This window comes from Uliginosibacterium sp. sgz301328, assembly GCF_041807905.1.
Classification (GTDB): Bacteria; Pseudomonadota; Gammaproteobacteria; order Burkholderiales; family Rhodocyclaceae; genus JBGVSA01.
Window position 1 is genome coordinate 108,219 of record NZ_JBGVSA010000004.1, and the last position, 18,554, is coordinate 126,772.

17 protein-coding genes and 1 tRNA gene are annotated in these 18,554 nt (G+C 65.3%); 10 read left to right on the forward strand and 8 right to left on the reverse strand.

Annotated features, from left to right (window positions below; all coding sequences use genetic code 11):
- Entirely contained in the window at window positions 1-363 is a 363-nt protein-coding gene (locus ACDA63_RS04430) for a hypothetical protein (RefSeq protein ID WP_373661976.1), read from the reverse strand.
- Window positions 364-530: 167 nt separating this feature from the next.
- Between ACDA63_RS04430 and ACDA63_RS04435 the strand changes: the two genes are divergently transcribed.
- The gene (locus ACDA63_RS04435; protein WP_373661977.1) at window positions 531-2,330 is read left to right on the forward strand and encodes an NPCBM/NEW2 domain-containing protein; all 1,800 of its coding nucleotides are present in this window, start codon (window positions 531-533) and stop codon (window positions 2,328-2,330) included.
- Between the two features lie 66 nt (window positions 2,331-2,396).
- On the opposite strand, the gene ACDA63_RS04440 is transcribed toward ACDA63_RS04435, so the two are convergent.
- The 3 genes from ACDA63_RS04440 to ACDA63_RS04450 form a co-directional block, all read right to left on the reverse strand.
- Window positions 2,397-3,437: a glycosyltransferase family 2 protein gene (locus ACDA63_RS04440; protein WP_373661978.1), complete on the reverse strand. Its 1,041-nt coding sequence runs from the start codon at window positions 3,435-3,437 to the stop codon at window positions 2,397-2,399.
- A complete protein-coding gene (locus ACDA63_RS04445; RefSeq protein ID WP_373661979.1) occupies window positions 3,389-3,775 on the reverse strand; it encodes a GtrA family protein in 387 nt (128 codons plus the stop codon). Before ACDA63_RS04445 ends, ACDA63_RS04440 begins: the two co-directional genes overlap by 49 nt.
- Window positions 3,776-4,025: 250 nt before the next feature.
- Window positions 4,026-6,341 carry a Tex family protein gene (locus tag ACDA63_RS04450; protein WP_373661980.1) on the reverse strand — a complete coding sequence of 772 codons (2,316 nt, stop codon included), beginning with the start codon at window positions 6,339-6,341 and terminating at the stop codon, window positions 4,026-4,028.
- 297 nt (window positions 6,342-6,638) lie between these two features.
- On the opposite strand from ACDA63_RS04450, the gene ACDA63_RS04455 reads away from it, so the two are divergent.
- The gene (locus tag ACDA63_RS04455; protein ID WP_373662106.1) at window positions 6,639-7,655 is read left to right on the forward strand and encodes a Fe(3+) ABC transporter substrate-binding protein; all 1,017 of its coding nucleotides are present in this window, start codon (window positions 6,639-6,641) and stop codon (window positions 7,653-7,655) included.
- Window positions 7,656-7,768: 113 nt separating this feature from the next.
- Window positions 7,769-8,161 carry a group II truncated hemoglobin gene (locus ACDA63_RS04460; protein WP_373661981.1) on the forward strand — a complete coding sequence of 131 codons (393 nt, stop codon included), beginning with the start codon at window positions 7,769-7,771 and terminating at the stop codon, window positions 8,159-8,161.
- Window positions 8,162-8,184: 23 nt separating this feature from the next.
- Here ACDA63_RS04460 and ACDA63_RS04465 read toward each other — a convergent pair whose 3' ends face one another.
- Both ACDA63_RS04465 and ACDA63_RS04470 read right to left on the reverse strand, forming a co-directional pair.
- Window positions 8,185-8,940, reverse strand: coding sequence for a hypothetical protein (locus ACDA63_RS04465; RefSeq protein WP_373661982.1), 756 nt, complete (start codon window positions 8,938-8,940; stop codon window positions 8,185-8,187).
- A 103-nt stretch (window positions 8,941-9,043) separates the two neighbouring features.
- Window positions 9,044-9,901, reverse strand: a complete 858-nt coding sequence (locus tag ACDA63_RS04470; RefSeq protein WP_373661983.1) for a LysR family transcriptional regulator — start codon at window positions 9,899-9,901, stop codon at window positions 9,044-9,046.
- Window positions 9,902-10,029: 128 nt separating this feature from the next.
- On the opposite strand from ACDA63_RS04470, the gene ACDA63_RS04475 reads away from it, so the two are divergent.
- The 3 genes from ACDA63_RS04475 to ACDA63_RS04485 all read left to right on the forward strand — a co-directional run bounded on the left by ACDA63_RS04475 (window position 10,030) and on the right by ACDA63_RS04485 (window position 11,797).
- Window positions 10,030-10,338, forward strand: a complete 309-nt coding sequence (locus ACDA63_RS04475) for a YciI family protein (RefSeq protein WP_373661984.1) — start codon at window positions 10,030-10,032, stop codon at window positions 10,336-10,338.
- The gene (locus ACDA63_RS04480; RefSeq protein WP_373661985.1) at window positions 10,335-11,276 is read left to right on the forward strand and encodes a DMT family transporter; all 942 of its coding nucleotides are present in this window, start codon (window positions 10,335-10,337) and stop codon (window positions 11,274-11,276) included. Before ACDA63_RS04475 ends, ACDA63_RS04480 begins: the two co-directional genes overlap by 4 nt.
- A gap of 80 nt (window positions 11,277-11,356) precedes the next feature.
- A complete protein-coding gene (locus ACDA63_RS04485; protein WP_373661986.1) occupies window positions 11,357-11,797 on the forward strand; it encodes a heme-binding protein in 441 nt (146 codons plus the stop codon).
- 67 nt (window positions 11,798-11,864) lie between these two features.
- Here ACDA63_RS04485 and ACDA63_RS04490 read toward each other — a convergent pair whose 3' ends face one another.
- Window positions 11,865-12,605 carry a cytochrome c5 family protein gene (locus ACDA63_RS04490; RefSeq protein WP_373661987.1) on the reverse strand — a complete coding sequence of 247 codons (741 nt, stop codon included), beginning with the start codon at window positions 12,603-12,605 and terminating at the stop codon, window positions 11,865-11,867.
- 166 nt (window positions 12,606-12,771) lie between these two features.
- On the opposite strand from ACDA63_RS04490, the gene ACDA63_RS04495 reads away from it, so the two are divergent.
- The 4 genes from ACDA63_RS04495 (at window position 12,772) to ACDA63_RS04510 (ending at window position 16,835) form a co-directional block, all read left to right on the forward strand.
- Window positions 12,772-12,848, forward strand: a tRNA-Arg gene (locus ACDA63_RS04495).
- Between the two features lie 376 nt (window positions 12,849-13,224).
- A complete protein-coding gene (locus ACDA63_RS04500) occupies window positions 13,225-13,455 on the forward strand; it encodes a hypothetical protein (protein ID WP_373661988.1) in 231 nt (76 codons plus the stop codon).
- Window positions 13,456-13,668: 213 nt separating this feature from the next.
- A complete protein-coding gene (locus tag ACDA63_RS04505) occupies window positions 13,669-15,267 on the forward strand; it encodes a diguanylate cyclase domain-containing protein (protein WP_373661990.1) in 1,599 nt (532 codons plus the stop codon).
- Complete coding sequence (locus ACDA63_RS04510) at window positions 15,264-16,835, forward strand: diguanylate cyclase domain-containing protein (protein WP_373661991.1); 1,572 nt, start codon at window positions 15,264-15,266, stop codon at window positions 16,833-16,835. Before ACDA63_RS04505 ends, ACDA63_RS04510 begins: the two co-directional genes overlap by 4 nt.
- Window positions 16,836-16,850: 15 nt before the next feature.
- On the opposite strand, the gene norR is transcribed toward ACDA63_RS04510, so the two are convergent.
- Window positions 16,851-18,419: a nitric oxide reductase transcriptional regulator NorR gene (gene norR, locus ACDA63_RS04515; RefSeq protein WP_373661992.1), complete on the reverse strand. Its 1,569-nt coding sequence runs from the start codon at window positions 18,417-18,419 to the stop codon at window positions 16,851-16,853.
- Between the last annotated feature and the right edge of the window lie 135 nt (window positions 18,420-18,554).

Sequence of the window (18,554 nt, forward strand, 5' to 3'; positions counted from 1 at the left end):
TCAGCGTGTCGACTTGCGTGCATCGCGCTCCACGGCCCGGACCAGCCCGCTGGCGCGCAGACGATCGATGGCTTGTGAGCAGTCCGGGTCCTGCGTGACGCAATCCATCCGGTAAGCCGCCCATCCGGATGACATGTTTGCACCAAAATGAACCGTGCTGCCGGCGGCCCGAGCGAGCTGCCGCAGCCACGCAGCGTCGTCGGCCCTGACGTCCGGCGGCAGGGCGATCATGACTTGTGTGGAACGCGTCGGCACAGGCGCGGGCTGCGCGCAGGCAGCCGCCATCAGCGGCAACAAGAGGACGGCCACGAGCCTCGTCGAAAGATGCGCCGCAGGCGCGGCAGGGGCGGATCGCCATGTCATGAACGGGCTCCTCGTGATCCTGTGCTTCATGCTGCTTGGCACGCATGCAACGCTCTACGCGACGCTTGTCAGGTACGGCGAGATCGGTCGCATCATTTCGCCGGTTTCGATGGCAAAGTGCGTGATCGCAGGATGGCTGCAAAACCATGAACCGCTTGTGACCGCACATGAACGATCGTACCGAACCGGATCTGAGTGACTCCGTCGCATCGCAGCACCTCCCGTCGTCCGCCGCAGCCCCGTGGCGCCCGCTGGGCCTCTGGCTTTGGCTGATGGTCCTGCTGAACGTGCTCTGCTCGACGAACTCGGGCTTCGAGCCCGACGTCGCCTGCTGGGTCGATTGGTCGCGTCAATTGAACGACCTGGGTTACGCCGGGCTGGAAGGCAATTACCCTCCGCTCTTCACACACTGGCTGTGGCTGGTCGGGCACATCCATGACCTGCTCGGCGTCACGCCCCAACTGGGCGGGTTGCTCCGCCTGCTGGCCATCACTCCGGTCATCGTGGCGCACGGTGGCCTGTTGTGGATGATGGATCGCCTGCTGCGCGCCTCGCATGCCACCGAACGGCAGTCCACCTGGATCATGGCCTTTGCCGTATTCAGCCCTGCGCTCCTCATGAACGGACCGATCTGGGGCCAGGTTGACCTGCTTTTCTCGTTCCTGATCGTGTCGGCGCTGCTGTGCCTGATCTACGACCGGTACCTGCTGTGCGTATTTCCGCTGCTGACGCTTGCCGTACTGACCAAGTTCCAGGCCATCTGCATCGGGCCGGCGATCCTGCCGCTGCTCTGGCATCGGCGCCGACCCGAACTGTTCGCCGGATTGCTGCTGTCGATTCCGCTGGCGGCGGTCCTGGTACTGCCGTACGTCATGACGGGCAGCCTCGGGCTCATGATCGACAAGGCCTACATCGGCGCTTCGGGACTCTTCCCCGTGTCGAGCTACAACGCCGCCAACCTGTGGACCCTGATCGGCATGAACGAGGTGCAGGACTCGCGCCTGTTCTATGACCATGGCACCGTCGCGCGAGGGTGGCAACTTCTGTTTACACCGCATTACCTCGGCATCGCCATGTTCGGCGCCTGGAGCCTGTGGCTGCTGGTCGACGGCCTGCGCCATGACGTGATCGAACGGCACTGGCGCAATGCCATGTTGAGCATTGCGGGCTTCTTCCTGTTCCTGCCGGCGATGCATGAGCGCTACCTCTTCCCGGCCGCCGTCGTGGCGATGGTGGCGCTGGCGTGCGACCGCCGATTCGCCTGGCATGCCGTGGTGCTTTCACTGCTCACGGCCGCCAACATGGCCGCCGTCATGAAACCGGCTGGCGGCGCCCTGCTGCACCTGCAGGCAGTGTTCATCTTCGTGACGATCGCCGTCATGATCGTTGGCCTGCCGTGCGCCTCGGCCCTGTTCTGGCGCGCAGGTCGTTTGCCCTTTTGGCTATGGCTGACAGCGTGCGTGGCGGTCTGGGGCATCGCGCTGGCCATCCATCTGTATGACGTGCGGCAGGCCGAAGCGCAGCGCATGGCGAACTTCAAGGCGCGCGGATGGATGGACGCCGCCGCCATGCAGGGGCGCACTTCGCACCAGGAATGGGGCCAGTTGCAGGAGGGGCGCAGCGTCGGCCAGCGTCCGCTGACGGTGGCGGGGCGTCGCTATCTCGCGGGCCTCGGTACGCACGCACGTTCATCGATCCTGATCCCCATCCCCGACGGCGCCACGGCATTTTCAGCGCAGGCGGGGCTCGACGACGAAGAGCCGGGCGGACTGGTGCGCTTCGAGGTCTACCTGGATGGACAGCACGCGTGGACGAGCCCGGACATGCCCTACGGCGCCGCCGCGCAACCCCTGTACGTGGATGTGCGCGGCAAGCGCGTGCTGGAACTGCGCGTCGACCCGATGGGCAGCAACTCGGGCGACCACGCGGACTGGCTGGAGCCCAGGTTCCTGTTCGAGCGCCGCTAGTTTGGCCTTCAGCACAAAAAAAGGCGCACCGCGGTGCGCCTTTTTCGTCTCCACCGAACCGCGTGCTCAGGCAAACGGCCCGGTGACGTGTTCGTCGCGCTTGCGCGCGAAGGCCGCGCCGCGCACGACGTCGACATGGAAGCGCGGGCGCGCCTTGGTCTCGGTGTAGATCTTGGCGACGTATTCGCCGATCACGCCGAGGCTCAGCAATTGCACGCCGCCCAGGAAGTACGTCGGGATAACTGTCGAAGCCCAGCCGGGCACCGTCTCGCCCGGCACGAAGCGTATGATCAGCGCCCATGCCGCCAGTGCGATGCTGGCCAGCGACACCACGAACCCCAGCGTCGTGATCAGCCGCAGCGGATAGGTCGAGAACGAAGTGATGCCCTGCCACGCGAAGGAAAGCATCTTCTTGAGCGGGTACTTCGATTCGCCCGCAAAGCGTTCGGCGCGGTCGTACTCGACGATCGATGAACGATAACCCAGCAGGGGCACCAGCCCTCGCAGGAACAGGTTCACCTCGCGATACTCGCGCAGCGATTCGAGCGCGCGACGGCTCATCAGGCGGTAATCGGCGTGATTGAACACGATGTCGACCTTCATCGACGCCATGAGCTTGTAATACCCCTCGGCGGTGAAGCGCTTGAAGAAGGTGTCGGTATCGCGACGCTTGCGCACGCCCAGCACGATGTCATCGCCACGGCTGAAAGCCTCGACCATCTTGGGGATGACGTCCAGATCGTCCTGCAGGTCCGCGTCGACGCTGATCAGCGCGTCGCCGGGCGCGGTCATCAACCCGCACAGCAGCGCGTTCTGGTGGCCACGGTTGCGCGACAGCTTGATGCCGCAGATCGACGGGTGCTGGCGCGATAGTTCATCGATCAACGCCCAGGTGCGATCGCGGCTGCCGTCGTCGACGTAGAACACCGCGCTGTCATCCGAGCAGACTCCCCGCGCGCGCATGTCGTCGAGCAGCACCAACAGGCGGGAGGTGGTCTCGGGCAGAACGCTTTCTTCGTTGTAGCAGGGAATCACCAGGCCAATGCGCGGCGGGCGATTCACTGCTGCGGCCGGAATGTCCAGATTGCGTTGATCATGTAGTTCCATACGAATACCACGCCGGTAGCGATGAGTTGAGCAAGGAAAAACGCCACGCCGAAGCCGACGAGCGTGTCGAGCACCAGCGTATTGATGAGGCAGCCCGCGGCCGCGGTGGCGGCAAAGCGCGGCAGGCCGTGGCTGTGCCGGTTGCTGGTTGCGAAGGTGAAGCGCGCGTTGAGCAGATAGTTGGCGACGGCGGCGATGGCGAAGCCCACCGCCGATGCGGTCACGCCGTCGAAAACGCCTAGCCAGACGAACATCGCCAGGAGAAGGTATTGCAGCCCGGTGGCTGCTCCGCCTACCAGAAGAAAGCGCCACGCGGTACCCGCGTTGAGGTTGCTCATGACATCGGGCTCATTGCGTATGCGTGTGCGCTCGAGTGGAGTCCGGCGAGATTCTCGACTGCATGTGATCGGTTCCGGCAGCAGCGCCTGAAAAGCGCAACATTCGCCGAAGTCGGGTTGCGAATCAAGGCGCCGCGCACAAATTTGTGCGCTTTGGAGGGGCTTCTTGCACGTATTGCGCAAAAAGCCTGCGACAGGCGGCCGGCGAAGTCGCATTGCGCGCCTTCGCCGCGAGACCTGTGCGAAATGCTCAGCGCTTCAGGCGTGCAAAAGCATCCGCCATGGCGCTGTTGACGGCCGGCTTCTGCGGCTGCTGGCGGCGGGCGTCTTTCTGTCCGGGGCGCGAGGCAGGGCGAGCGTCGCCATTGCCGCGGCGCGGCGCTGGCTCGGCGGGATCGTTCAGCCGCATGGTCAGCCCGATGCGCTTGCGGGCGACGTCGACCTCGACCACTTTCACTTTCACCACATCGCCGGCCTTCACCACCGTGTGCGGGTCCTGGACAAACTTGCTCGACAGCGCCGAGATGTGGACCAGACCGTCCTGGTGCACGCCGATATCGACGAACGCCCCGAAGGCCGCGACGTTGGTCACCACGCCTTCGAGCAGCATGCCGGGCTGCAGGTCCTTGATGTCCTCGACGCCGTCGGCGAAGGTTGCCGTCTTGAACTCAGGACGCGGATCGCGGCCGGGCTTGTCGAGTTCGAGCAGGATGTCCTGCACCGTGGGTACGCCGAAGCGCTCATCGGTGAACTCGCTGGCGCGCAGGCTGCGCAGGAAGTTGCCATCCCCGATCAGTTCGCGCACCGGCTTGTTGGTCTTGAGCACGATCTTCTCGACCACCGGATAGGCCTCCGGGTGCACCGCCGAGGCATCCAGCGGATTGTCGCCATTCATGATGCGCAGGAAGCCCGCCGCTTGCTCGAAGGTCTTGTCGCCAAGGCGCGGGACCTTCTTCAGGGCGGCGCGGTTGGCGAAGGCGCCATGCTCGTCGCGATAGGCGACGATGTTCGACGCCAGGGTGCTGTTGAGCCCCGAAATACGGGCCAGTAGCGCCGCCGATGCCGTGTTCACGTCGACGCCGACGGCGTTCACGCAATCTTCAACCACGCCATCGAGCGAGCGCGCCAGGCGCGTCTGGTTCACGTCGTGCTGGTATTGGCCCACGCCGATCGACTTCGGGTCGATCTTCACCAGCTCGGCCAGCGGGTCCTGCAGGCGCCGCGCGATCGACACCGCACCGCGCAGGCTCACGTCGAGCTGCGGGAATTCCTTGGCCGCGAGTTCGGATGCCGAATACACCGACGCGCCGGCTTCCGACACCACGATGCGCGTGAGGCCGAGTTGCGGGTGGTCACGCATCAGGTCGCTGGCGAGCTTGTCGGTTTCGCGGCTGGCCGTGCCGTTGCCGATGGCGATCAGCTCGCACTTGTGGCGCGTGGCCAGCGCGGCCAGTGTGGCGAGCGAGCCCGACCAATCGCGGCGCGGCTCGTGCGGATAGATGGTGGCGGTGTCGAGCAGTTTGCCGGTGGCGTCCACCACGGCCACCTTCACGCCGGTGCGCAGGCCCGGGTCGAGACCGATGGTCGTGCGCGGGCCGGCGGGTGCTGCCAGCAGCAGGTCGTGCAGATTGCGGGCGAAGACACGGATGGCTTCTTCTTCGGCGCCTTCGCGGGCGCGGGTGAAGAGTTCCAGTTCGAGCGTCAGGAAGATGCGCGCGCGCCACGCCAGGCGCACGCTGTCGAGCAGCCATTTGTCGGCCGCGCGGCCTGCGTCGCGAAGACCAAAATGCCCGGCGATGCGCAGTTCATACGCGCTGCGCTCGGTCGGCGGCACGTCGTCCGGCTGATAGGCCAGCGCCAGCGTGAGGAACTCTTCGTTGCGGCCGCGCAGCAGTGCCAGCATGCGGTGCGAGGGCAGTGCGCGGATCGGTTCGCGGTGGTCGAAATAGTCGGAGAACTTGGCGCCGGCCTGTTCCTTGCCGGCCACCACCTTGGCGACGACCTCGCCTTCCTGCCACAGTTTTTCGCGCAGTTCGCCCAGCAACTGGGCGTCTTCGCCAAAGCGCTCGATGAGGATTGCGCGGGCGCCGTCCAATGCCGCCTTGACGTCCGTCACGCCAGCTTCGGCGTTCAGGTATGCGGCGGCGGTGTCTTCCGGCGACAGCGTCGGGTCGGCGATGAGCGCGTCGGCGAGCGGTTCGAGACCGGCCTCGCGCGCGATCTGTGCCTTGGTGCGGCGCTTGGGCTTGTACGGAAGGTAGAGATCCTCGAGCGTGGTCTTGTCGGTGGCGGCGAGGATGGAATTTTCCAGCTCGGGCGTGAGCTTTTCCTGCTCGCGGATCGACTTCAGGATCGCCTCGCGGCGCGTGTCCAGTTCGCGCAGATAGGTCAGCCGCTCATCGAGGTTGCGCAGTTGCGTATCGTCGAGCCCGCCCGTGACTTCCTTGCGGTAGCGGGCGATGAAAGGGACGGTAGCACCTTCGTCGATCAAGGCGACGGTGGCGGCGACCTGTGCTTCGCGCACGCCGAGCTCTTCGGCGATGCGCAGGGAAATCGGTTTCAGCATCGGATCAAAACACCGGATTGAAATTCTGGGTCTGGCGGCCCTGGAGGCCTCCGTCCCGCGGTGGGCCGTGTGCCCGGCGCGGGGCCGAGAAGGATACAACAGGCTCACGCGCAGTGGCCTGGAGCGAACTCAGCCCCGCGACGGTTCAAGATGGCATGAAGCTGACAATCAGGAGGCGCGCATTGTTTTTCATGGGGATTTGGAACTTTTGAACAAATAAACAGCCAATGCGAACGCTTCGCATTTGATTGCTGTAACGTTCAGTCCCTTCCCCCTTCGGAGAACTTTGCCGTGAAAATCAACTTTCGCCATCTGGCGATTCTTGCCGCAACGGGCCTTGGCGCCCAGTCGGCACTGGCGCAACAAGCCGTGGTCAATCTCTACACCGCCCGCCATTACCAGACGGATGAGGCGCTGTACGCCAAGTTCGAAAAGGCCACCGGCATCAAGGTCAATCGCATCGAAGGCAAAGAAGACGAACTCATTGAACGTATCCGCAGCGAAGGGGCCAACAGCCCGGCCGATGTGTTCATTACCGTCGACGCCTCCCGCCTGGCCAAGGCCGAACAGCTTGGCCTGTTCGCCCCGGTGAAGTCGAAGGTGCTCGAGCAGCGCATTCCCGCGCATCTGCGCACCGCCGACTGGTTTTCGTTCTCCCTGCGCGCCCGCGTGATCGTCTATAACAGCGCGTTGGTGAACGGGGCCGATGTGCAGACGTACGAAGATCTCGCCAACCCCAGGCTGAAGGGCAGGATCTGCGTGCGCGAAGGCAATCACCCATACAACCTGTCGCTGGGTTCCGCGATTCTGGCGCATGACGGTACGGCCAGGACCGAGGCCTGGGCGCGTGGCCTGGTTGCCAACCTTGCCCGCGCACCGAAAGGCGGCGACACCGATCAACTCAAGTCGGTGGCGGCCGGTGAATGTGGTGTGGCGGTTGCCAACAGCTACTACGTAGCCCGCCTGATGCGCTCGGACAAGCCGGAAGATCGCAAGGTCGCCGACGCATTGACGGTGGTATGGCCCAACCAGAAAAGCTGGGGTACGCACGTGAATGTTTCGGGCGGCGGCATGCTCAAGAGCGCCCCCAACAAGGCCAACGCGCAGAAGCTGCTGGAGTTCTTCGCCTCCGACGAGGCGCAGGTCTATTTCGCCGACGGCAACAACGAATGGCCGGTCGTAAAGAGCGTGAAGGTGCGCAATCCGGCGCTCGATAAGCTCGGGCCGTTCAAGGCCGACGAACTGCCCATCGGCAAGGTGTCGTCGGGTACGGCAGAGGCGCAGAAGATTTTCGATCGCGCCGGATTCATGTAATGAGCAGTGTCGGCCGTGGCATGCAACGCCGGTGCCACAGCCGATGACTCGCGGGTGAGTGCAGGCAACGGCATAATCGCCGCATCCCCGATGCATTGCCCCATGGAATATCAGTGACCCCCGAAGAGATCACCCGCACCCCGTTCGAAACCTTTGGCGGCGAGGATGTCGTCCGCCGTCTCGTGGACCGTTTTTACGATTTGATGGACACGCTGCCGGAGGCCTACGTCATCCGCAAGCTGCATCCGGAGTCGCTGGATTTTTCGCGCCAGAAGCTCTTCGAATTCCTGTGCGGCTGGCTCGGCGGGCCGCAGTACTACGTCGAGAAATACGGTCACCCGCGCATGCGCGCACGGCACATGCCGTTTCCGATCGGCAACGCCGAGCGCGATGCATGGCTGATGTGCATGGCGCAGGCCGCCGACGAGATCCTGCCCGAAGGCGGCGCGCGCGAGCGCTTCTGGGAGGCGATCCTCGGGCTGGCCAACCACATGCGCAATCAATGAGGCGGCGCGTCTGGCTGACCGCCTCAGCGTGAAAGGCCGGCCTGTTCGCGGTAGGCCGCGGTGATGGCGCTGAGGTCGCCGTTGATGCGATAGAAGGTAATGGTCAGTCGCTGCGACAGGCTGCGCAGCATGCTGTCGGCTGCGGAGCGACTCAGCCGCGTGGTGAGATCGCGCAGTTCCGTTGCACCTTCCGGATCGCGCTCGACCAAGGTCGCCATCACCTGCGAAGGTGCGGGGGCGTCCGGACGCAGTGAGGCGAAGACGTTGTCCAGCCGCGCCGTGACTTCGGGCGCATTGGGCGAACGGCCCGTCATGTCCTGGTACACACGCGCCACCAGCGCATATTCGGCGATGAGCGCGTAAGCCTGCAGGTCTTCCGCCGTGGCGTTGCGCAGGATCTCATCGGCACCGCCCTGGGCGGCGAGCGCATCGCGCACGTTCTGGGGCGTGATGCCGAGCAGCTTGCCTGAGCGGGCTTCCTCGTCATCCAGCGCCGCACAGATCAAGGCGTATTCGCGGTCGTAGTACGGATTGCCCGGATGCCAGTCCTTGCCGAGCTGCCCACGCGCGCCGATGCCGGCAAGCATGTTGTGCGCGAGCATGCCGCGCTGATCGGCGATGAGCGAATCGACCAGCGTCTGTACTTGCGAAAGCTCGATCCTGCCCGCCAGTTGTTCGGCGACCGCTGGTGGCATATCGGTGTTGGCCCAGGCGTGGAGCGTCGTTGTCGCGACGACACCAGCAAAGAGACAGCGGCAGGCAAGGGTGGGAATCTTCATGGCCAGCAACTCCGGCAGACAACCCCACTACTCTACATAAGCCTGGTGCCGACAGGGTCAATCATCGTTTCGCCGCGACGATCCGTGACAAGCGGGCCTCTTCTCAGGTCAGCAATGCGGCGTCACGCTCGAATATGCCGACGATCAGGTCGGCGATCAGCCGCACGCGGGGCGAACGGCGGACATCCGGGTGCAGGACCAGCCACACCTCGCGCGAGGGCGGCCCTTCATCCGGCGCCAGGCGTACCAGCGTCGGCTGCGTGCGGGCCAGATAGTGCGTCATGAACGTCACACCCAGTCCGGCGGCCGCGGCCGATACGATGGCCGCCAGATCGTTGCTTCGCAGCGCAAAGCGGCGGCCGCCCGCATAGTCTTCCAGCCACTTTTGCTGCGGCACGTTGCGCATGCTGTGGTCGTAGGAGACGAATTCCCATTCGTGCGGCGGCTTTTCCAGCCACTCGCGCCTGCCGTACAGGCCATAGCCGACCTTGCCGATGAGGCGGGCGGCCAGCGCCAGCGACTGCGGGCGTCCCATGCGCAGCGCGATGTCGGCTTCGCGACGCGCCAGGTTCGCTTCGCGCGTCTCACCGATGACTTCCAGCTCGATGCCCGACCACTGGGCGCGGGTGGCGGCCAGGCGAGGCATGAGGAACTGGCTGACCAGGGTCGGCGGGGCGGAGACGCGGACCCGTCCCGTCTGTGTCCCGGCGCCGACGGCGGCGCGTTCGAACGCCAGCGCCTCGTCTTCGATGCGCTCGCCCAGCGTGACCAGTTCTTCGCCTTCGGCTGTCAGCCGCCAGCCGCGCGGCAGCCGGTCGAAAAGGCGCAGACCGAGGCTCGATTCGAGCGCTTCGATACGCCGGGCGACCGTCGAATGTTCCACCGCCATAGTGCGTGCCGCGCCCGACAGGCTGCCTTGCCGCGCCACGGCGAGAAAGTAGCGGACGTCTTCCCATTGCAAGCGGCTGTCTGTTTGTTTTTGCACGGATAATGGGCGCAAGTGACGAATTCACTGCAAATTGTGCCCAGATTAGAGTGAGCCCCACAAGGTTGCGCATATCGCAGCAGCCGTCTTGCGGAGGCCTCCCCATGCTCTATCTCGTGCTCCTGACCTATGTCGAACCGATCGACCGCGTCGATGCCTGGCTGTCCGCGCATCGCGCATTTCTTGCCGCTCACATCGAAAGCGGCACCTTCCTGCTGGCGGGGCGCCGTCAGCCGCGCACGGGCGGACTGATCATCGCTCGCGCCGATTCGGCCTTCACCCTCGAACGGATCATGATGCAGGACCCCTTCGTGCGCTCCGGGGTGGCGCGCTTCGACATCGTCGCCTTCGAGCCGAGCGCCGGTCTGCCGGATTGGATGGAGGCGGCCACGGTCGTCGAGGCTGCATCATGATTACGCGCTCCGGGCGCCTCGGCGGTGTCGGCCTGCTGATCGTCGCCACCGTTCTGTGGGGCTGCATGTTTCCCATCGGCAAGCCGATTCTCGGTCGGGTGGATGCCTTTGCCATCACCTTCGTGCGCTATGGCATATCGGCCGTCGCCATCGCCGCGTTGCTGGCGCTGAGCGAGGGCCGCTCCGCCTTCGCCACCGAGGGCCGCTCATGGCGGCTGGCTTTCTTCGGCGTCGCCGGTTTCTGCGGCTTCAGCATGCTGGCGTTCAGCGGGCTCCGCTTGTCTTCGCCCGCGCACGGTTCGGTCGTGGTGGCGACGCTGCCGCTTCTTACGGCGCTCATCCAGGGGCTGCGCACGCGCAACTGGCCGGCGTCGCACACGGTTGTCGCCATGCTGCTGGCGCTGGGCGGCGTCGTGCTGGTGGTCAGCAATGGTCATCCGTCGACCTTGCTGGTGTCGCGCTCCGCACTGGGCGACGCCATGATCCTGGCCGGCGCGTTGTGCTGGGCGTTCTACACGCTGGGCGCGCGCGACTTTCCGCACTGGTCGCCGCTGCGCTACAGCGCCGTGACCCTGCTGTTCGGCTTTGCCGGCATCGCCGTGGTGTGCCTGATGGCTTTCGAAGCGGGGGCCACGCACGTGCCGTCGGGCGCCGATCTGGCGTCGTCGTGGCCGCACCTGTTGTTCATGGCGCTGGGCGCTTCCATCGTCGCGGTACTGTCGTGGAATTCCGGCGTACGCCGCCTCGGGCCGGTGAACGGCGCGTTGTTCATCAACGTGGTGCCGATCAGCACTTTCGTCATCGAAGCCGCCGGCGGGCGCGTGCCGGGCGCCTGGGAGCTGGCGGGCGGGGCCCTGGTCGCCGCCGCCCTGCTGCTCAATGGCCTGTATCGTCCGCGCCTGGCATCGATGCCGGCAAGATGTCCGAACGCCGCCTGAGCCGGGGCCATGGCGCACAGCGCTACACTAGCGGCTTTGATTCACGCCGCGCTGTGCGGCTTGCCGAGAAAGGAACACCCATGTCCCAGCCCGCTACGCCGTCCGGCCTGCCCGGTTACGGCCTGTCCCTGAACCTGGAAGATGCCAAGCGCGTGGTCGCGGCGGCCGAGGCCGAAGCGCGCGCCAATGGTTGGGCGATGGTGATCGCGGTGGTGGACGCTGGCGCCAATCTGGTGGCGCTTCAGCGCATGGACGACGCCAACATCGGCAGCCTGGCCGTGGCGCAGAGCAAGGCCGAGACGGCCGTCAAGTTCCGTCGTTCGACCAAGTTGTTCGAGGACCAGATCGTCGCTGGCGGCGTTGGTCTGCGCGTGCTCTCGATGCGCGAGATCTGCGCCGTCGAAGGCGGGCTGCCGATCGTGGTCGATGGTCGCGTCGTCGGCGGAGTCGGCGTATCGGGCGCGCAGGCCACCCAGGACGCGCAGGTCGCCGCGGCCGGAGCCGCCGTGCTGGCTCGCTGATCGGAACCACACGGTCTACGAAAAACGGCAGCCGAGGCTGCCGTTATCTTTTGCCGATACGGGAGACCTACTTGGCCTGGGCGACCATGTAATCGACCGCTGCCTTCACCTCGGCATCCGACAGGCTCGGGTTGCCGCCCTTGGCCGGCATGACGTTGTTCTTGCCCGTCAGCGCCGAGTGATACAGCGTGTCGTTGCCCTGCGCCAGGCGCGGCGCCCAGGCGCCCTTGTCGCCCAGCTTCGGCGCGCCGGCCGCGCCCGTCGAGTGACAGGCCGTGCAGGTGGAGTCATAGACCTTCTTGCCGTCGACCGCAGCGGTCTGTGCCGGGGCGCCCGCCGCTGCCGGCGCTGAAGCGCCCGCGTCGTTGGCGCCCGCCGGGGCCGCAGGCTCTTTGAAGTTGGCGCCGCCCTGGTTGGCGAGATAGACCACGGCACGGGCGAACTCGACGTCCGGCATGTCGGGCTGGCCGCCCTTGGGCGGCATGTTGCCCTTGCCCGCCGTAGCGATCTTGAGCACGGCGTCGTAGCCTTCCGCGATGCGCGGCGCCCACGCGGCGTGGTCGCCGAATTTGGGCGATCCGAGCATGCCGGTCGCATGGCAGGCCGCGCAGACCTGTTCATAGACCTGCTGCCCGGTGCGCAATGCACCGCCCGCCGCTGGCGCGCCGGCAAGTTCGACCTTGGCAACGGGTTCGATCAGCGAAGCGGTGTCTTCTTCCGAGACAGGCTCGGGCTTGTTGCAGGCAGCGAGAACACCCGCCGCGACGACAATTGCTACCGTAAGCGCGGAACGCACAAACTTGGCCATGAAACCCCTCGGAAAGAACAAGCGGATTCGAAAGGCGCGATTATAGCGTCAGGCTTGGCCGGTTTGCGCAGCGCATTGGACGCGCGGGGGGGCCTGAAGTATCATTCACGGCTGCCATGAGGGCTCGCGGGGATTCTCGCTCGGCCCGGCACTGTCAGTTCCCCACGCATCCGTAGCTCAGCTGGATAGAGTACTGCCCTCCGAAGGCAGGGGTCGCACGTTCGAATCGTGTCGGATGCGCCAAAAACCCGTCATATCGCCGACGGTCGCCCGCACCGATTTCCCGTTCCATTCGCCTCTTCGCGCAGCGCCTCCACGCATGCTGCCGCGACTGCCGTCCGTTCCCTCCGTCCCTCCGTTCCGGTCCGCTCTGCTCCGACGTTGTTGCGTCGCCGACGATTCCTGGGTGCTGCGGAAGGTTTCCGACCGCCTTACCGGAACAGTTCCTTCGGAGCTTTGGCGCCCCGGCTCAGAACATTGAAAAATCACCAGATCGAGTTAATCGTCATCAACCCGACGGCGGCAACACGATCCCTACGATCGCGTCTCTGCATTCAGCAACGGAGGAGTGCGCGTGCTCCATTCGTCTTCGATGGAGGTGCCGGGAGGGGGTGTTCGTATGAAGGTCGATGCGGTGGGTTCGTCGTTCGAAGAGGCGTGGTCGGATCTCTATGGTGCTGCCTGCGATATGGCACTTGCGCCCCTTGCCGATCGAATGGCCGGGCGTGTCGACGCGATTCTCGAGAAATTCTTCGCCCTGGCGGCGAACGCGCCTTTCATCAAGCAACTGCTCGATACCTTCACCCCGAAGAGGCAACGCACGTTGCCGACATCATGTGGCGGCATGTGAACGCGCCTTTCCACGACGACGTGCAATGCCCGGACACGCGAGGCAGGACCTGCCTCTTTTCGAGGTTGCCGATCGAGCCTGGCGTGTCCCCCGCCGCCGACCACCATGCGTGGCGCCTGGTCGAAGCGGCCATCTCTTCGGGTGTCGGCAGCGAAGCCTACAGGAAAGCCTGCGCTCACATCATCGGGGACGAATGAGCCCCATCGAGCAGACATGAAAAACGCTATTCACCGCGCCCGATGGCGGGCTGGACTCTGGACCATCGCGGCCGCATGTGCCGGCGTCGCGATCATTCTCGGCGCCCTGTTCGCGATGCAGAGCTTCCTGGCCGGACTGAACACGATGTACGCCAAGAACCTGGAGCCGATGTATCAGCTCGACAGCATCCGTGCCGCGCAGGTCGACATCGGCCGCATGGAGTTGCGCATCGTCGCGCAGCGCGATACCGCCTACACGTGGCAGGCCGCGCGCCGGATCGCCGATCGCCTCGATGCGATCGATTCGATATGGATGTCGTACGACCCGCGCGGCATTGCGAACGACGAGGAAGCCCGGCTGGCCTCGGCGGTCCGCGACGCGCTGCCGCCATTCAGGCAACGCGTCGAACGGTTCTCCGCACTTGCGCTGTCTGGTGACTACGAGCGCGCGACCCTGATCGTCCTGGCGTCGGAGGTCCCACGCATGCAGATGGAAGCGCTGATGGCGCAGATCATCCAGGTCAATCTGGATGGTTCGGCCCGTGAGTACCGCCGTGGCGAGCAACTGTTCGAGCGCGTCGCCGCGGTTGGCATCGCCCTGTTCGTGATCGGCCTGGTTGCCGTCCTCGTCGCGCTGTATCGCATGAACCGCCATCGCGACAGCGCACTGCGCGACTCGCGCTATCGCGGCAAGCTGGCCGAGCAGATTACCGAACACAGCCCGAACAGTGCGGTGGTCACCGACGCGTCGGGCACCATCGTGCACGTCAACGCTGCCTTTTGCGCCATTACCGGCTACAGCGCGCACGAGGTGCTCGGACAGAATCCGCGGCTGTGGCGCTCGGGGCGGCAGTCGCCGGATTTCTACAAGGCAATGTGGCAGAGCCTCACCACCGCGGGCCAGTGGTCCGGCGAGATCTGGAATCGCCGCAAGGACGGGGAACTGTTCCTCATGTCGCTCAACATTGCCGGCATCCGGGGGCACGACGGCAATTTCACCAGCTACATCGGCATCGGCTCGGACGTCACGCATCGGCGTACGGCCGAAGACAGGCTTGGGCACATGGCCATGCACGACGCGTTGACGGGCATTCCCAATCGCGTGCTGTTCGACGAACGCCTGCGCCATTCGATCTCGCGCGCGCAGGCCAACCAGACCAGGCTCGGCGTGATGTTCGTCGATCTGGACGGGTTCAAGTCGGTGAACGACAACCATGGGCACATGGCGGGCGATGCCGTACTGGTGTGCGTAGCGTCGCGGCTGCGGGCCGCCGTGCGGGAGAGCGACACGGTCGCACGTCTGAGTGGCGACGAGTTCGCCGTGCTCATCGAAGACATCCGGGAGCCGATGCATCTCGGGGCTGTTGCGGAATCGCTGCTGGCGGCAGTCGTGACGCCCGTGCAGATCGGACGCCATGCGATCGGCATTTCTGCGAGCATCGGCATCAGCGTATATCCAGAGGACGCCGTCGAGGCACGACAACTGCTCGAATATGCTGACCGGGCGATGTACGCAGCCAAGAAATCCGGCAAACGCGCCTATCGATTCCATGCAGCGCCATCGTCCGCACCCGACAGCGCGGGCCACGTCATCGTCGAAGGAAGCAAGCCATGAGCGGCGCACTCAAGATCGGCCGCGCATACGGTCTGGGTTCCGCCCCGCTGGTCGCGGCGGCGGTCGGGTTCGTCATCATCCTGGCTGCGCTCGCAGTAATGAGCACGCTGGTCACCAACCTGTCGGTGACGCACGAGAAGAACGCGACGCCGTTGGCGCAGCTCGATGCGATACGCGCACTCCACATGGACGTTCGCTGCCAGCAGTGGCGGATACTCTTTGCACGCGATCGGGCCGTCACCGCGGCAGGCACGCGCCGCATCGAAGAGCGGCTCGACACCATCGACGGACTCTGGGGGCGCTACTATCCCAACGGCGTCATCAGCCCGCGCGAATCGGAACTGGCCCGCGAAATCCACGACCTCATGCCCGAGGCGCGACTGAACGTCGAGCGATTCATCGGCCTTGCGCGAGCGGGCCACTACGACGATGCGCAGCGATGGACCATTGCACACGCGCCCGATCGCGAGCGCCTGGACACCCTGCTGTCCACCGACATCCAGGACAACATCGACCAGGCCCGGTCGCTGTGGGCCAGCAGCCGGCGCGTCTTCGACATTGCATTCGGCCTGGGCGCGCTGCTCATCGTGTGCGGCGTCGGCGCAATCGGCTACGCGCTCACCAAAATGATGCGACGTCGCGATCAGGCCATCTGGGACTCGCAATTCCGTACCTGGTATTGCGAGCAGATCATCGAGCACACCAGCAGCGCGATCGTCATCACCGATATGACCGGGACGATCCTGCGCGTCAATCCGAGTTTCTGTTCCGTATCCGGCTACTCCGAAGAAGAGGCCGTCGGTCGCAACGCCAACATGTGGAGTTCGGGACGGCAGCCGCCCGAGTTCTACCAGAAGATGTGGGGGGCGCTGCGGGACGACGGAGCCTGGAGGGGCGAGATATGGAACCGCCGCAAGAACGGTGAGCTCGTGCTCGTCATGCTCAACATCTCGGCCATTCGCGGCCCCGCCGACACATGTCTGGGCTATGTGAGCATCGGCACGGACGTCACCGAAGTGCGCCAGAAGGAAGACCGGCTCGGCTACATCGCCATGCACGATGCACTCACCGGCCTGCCCAACCGCACGCTCTTCGGCGAGCGCCTGAGCCATGCCGTCGCGCGCGCACACCGCCATCGCTCGCGGCTGGCGGTGATGTTCATCGATCTCGACGGGTTCAAGTCGATCAATGACAACCACGGCCACGCCTTCGGCGACACCGTGCTGGTGGCGGTGGCAACCCGTCTGCGGGGGGCCCTGCGCGAGAGCGACACGGTCGCGCGCCTGAGCGGCGACGAGTTCGCCGTCGTCATCGAAGACCTTCGCGATCCACGCGATGTCGGCGTCATCGCGCAATCGCTGCTGTCCGCCGTGACGCTGCCTGTGGAGGCCGGGGAACATGTCGCCCAGCCGTCGCTGAGCATCGGTATCTGCGTCTACCCCGATCACTCCACCGAAGTCGAATGTCTCGTGGCGCTGGCGGACGAGGCCATGTACCGCGCCAAGAAAGCCGGCAAGCACACGTACCGCGTGCACGGTGAGGCAGAGGCCGTGCCCTTTGCGACGTGAGTCGCCCGCGTTCGATCAGTTCTTCAAGCCGAGTCGTCGCGCGAGCTTGTGAAGGTTGCTGGCATCCACGCCCAGCTCACGGGCGGCGCCGGCCCAGTTGTCTTCGTGACGCAGCAGCGCGACACGGATCGCTTCGCGCTGACTGCTTTCGACGACCTCCCGCAGGCTCAGGCCCGCTGCGATGGTCGTGACGTGCGGCGCTTCGGCGGCGCCGGCGATGGCATCGATTGGCGCGTGGCTATCCAGCCCTGAGCGCGCGTCGAGGTCGAGCAATTCCGGTTCCAGCGTGACGATGTCGCTGCGCGCGGCGCCGCGGCTCACCGCCTTCAGGGCGGCACGGCTGATGACGTGTTCCAACTCGCGCACGTTGCCCGGCCAGCGGTAATCCAGCAGCGCTGCTTGGGCGGCGGGGGACAGACGCAGGCTGCGCAGTCCCAGGCGTGCCCGGTTCAGTTCGATGAAGCGGCCGGCCAGCAACAACACATCGTTGCCACGTTCGCGCAACGGCGGAATGGGGATCGGATACACCGACAGCCGGTGATACAGGTCCGCGCGGAACAGGCCGTCGCGCACGTGCGTGCTCAGGCTGCGGTTGGTGGCGGCGATCACGCGTACGTCGACGCGCAATGGGCGATCCGCGCCCAGGCGCTGCACCTCACCGTTCTGCAGCGTACGCAGCAACTTGGCCTGGATCGAAAGCGGCAGTTCGCCGACTTCATCGAGGAACAAGGTACCGCCCTCAGCCGCTTCGAAGCGACCTGGGCGGTCGCTCATGGCACCCGAGAACGCGCCGCGCACGTGGCCGAACAGCTCGCTTTCGGCCAACGATTCGGGGAGCGCAGCGCAGTTGACGTGAATGATCGGCTTCGCGGCCCGGCGCGAAAAGCGATGCAGCGTGTGCGCAAATAGCTCCTTGCCCACGCCGGTTTCCCCCAGCAGCAGCACCGGCAGGTCGGAGTCGGCGACCACTTTCAGCTCATGGAGCAGGCGGGTGATCGCTTCGCTCTGGCCAACGATCTCGCTGTCTTCATACACCGTGCCGCCGTCGTGCCGCACATTGGTCGCGGCCAGCCGCAGCACGCGCACTTCGTTTTCCAATTGGGTCAGGCGCACGGCCGCTTCGATGGATGGCGCCAACTGTTCCAACGCCGCGCGCGCGTCGTCGTCGAAGGTGCCGATCTGCAGTGCGTCCAACGTCAGCACACCCCACGCCGCGCCATCGCGAAGCAGGGCGATGCCCATGCAGTCGTGCACCGGCAGTGGTTCGCCCGCGTGTTCCAGCACCAACCCGTCGTAAGGGTCGGGCAGTGCGCTGTCGTGATCGAAGCAGGTCACGCCGCGCTGGCTCAGGATTGCCGCCAGGCGCGGGTGATCCTTCACCGCGAAGCGCCGCCCGAGCGTGTCGCGGGCCAGCCCATCGATGGCGATGGGGCGCAGCGTGTCGCCTTCCAGCCGCAGGAGTGCAACCGCGCCGCAGCCAAATAGCGTGCGCACCGTGCCGAGCAGGCGCTGCAGACGGATGCCGGCCGGGAGTTCTCCGGCGAGGTCCGCCTGGATCATCAAAAGTGCGGTGATGAGGGTCATATATACCGCGAAAGGTCAAAAATACCGCGATCAAAGAATGGTGAATATTACCATTGATGTGTCTAAGGAATTGAAAATAAAGGCCGGACGATTTGGCACAGGGTTCGCTAAGGGAGTGGCAAGGCGCTTTGTCTT

What these genes read in the sequence shown, in the direction of transcription:
- ACDA63_RS04480 (WP_373661985.1), top strand. Translation starts at nt 10,335, where the DNA reads ATGATTACGCGCTCCGGGCGCCTCGGCGGTGTCGGCCTGCTGATCGTC.
- ACDA63_RS04430 (WP_373661976.1), bottom strand. Translation starts at nt 363, where the DNA reads ATGACATGGCGATCCGCCCCTGCCGCGCCTGCGGCGCATCTTTCGACG.
- ACDA63_RS04440 (WP_373661978.1), bottom strand. Translation starts at nt 3,437, where the DNA reads ATGGAACTACATGATCAACGCAATCTGGACATTCCGGCCGCAGCAGTG.
- ACDA63_RS04500 (WP_373661988.1), top strand. Translation starts at nt 13,225, where the DNA reads ATGAAGGTCGATGCGGTGGGTTCGTCGTTCGAAGAGGCGTGGTCGGAT.
- ACDA63_RS04475 (WP_373661984.1), top strand. Translation starts at nt 10,030, where the DNA reads ATGCTCTATCTCGTGCTCCTGACCTATGTCGAACCGATCGACCGCGTC.
- ACDA63_RS04450 (WP_373661980.1), bottom strand. Translation starts at nt 6,341, where the DNA reads ATGCTGAAACCGATTTCCCTGCGCATCGCCGAAGAGCTCGGCGTGCGC.
- ACDA63_RS04510 (WP_373661991.1), top strand. Translation starts at nt 15,264, where the DNA reads ATGAGCGGCGCACTCAAGATCGGCCGCGCATACGGTCTGGGTTCCGCC.
- norR (WP_373661992.1), bottom strand. Translation starts at nt 18,419, where the DNA reads ATGACCCTCATCACCGCACTTTTGATGATCCAGGCGGACCTCGCCGGA.
- ACDA63_RS04465 (WP_373661982.1), bottom strand. Translation starts at nt 8,940, where the DNA reads ATGAAGATTCCCACCCTTGCCTGCCGCTGTCTCTTTGCTGGTGTCGTC.
- ACDA63_RS04485 (WP_373661986.1), top strand. Translation starts at nt 11,357, where the DNA reads ATGTCCCAGCCCGCTACGCCGTCCGGCCTGCCCGGTTACGGCCTGTCC.
- ACDA63_RS04505 (WP_373661990.1), top strand. Translation starts at nt 13,669, where the DNA reads ATGAAAAACGCTATTCACCGCGCCCGATGGCGGGCTGGACTCTGGACC.
- ACDA63_RS04490 (WP_373661987.1), bottom strand. Translation starts at nt 12,605, where the DNA reads ATGGCCAAGTTTGTGCGTTCCGCGCTTACGGTAGCAATTGTCGTCGCG.
- ACDA63_RS04445 (WP_373661979.1), bottom strand. Translation starts at nt 3,775, where the DNA reads ATGAGCAACCTCAACGCGGGTACCGCGTGGCGCTTTCTTCTGGTAGGC.
- ACDA63_RS04435 (WP_373661977.1), top strand. Translation starts at nt 531, where the DNA reads ATGAACGATCGTACCGAACCGGATCTGAGTGACTCCGTCGCATCGCAG.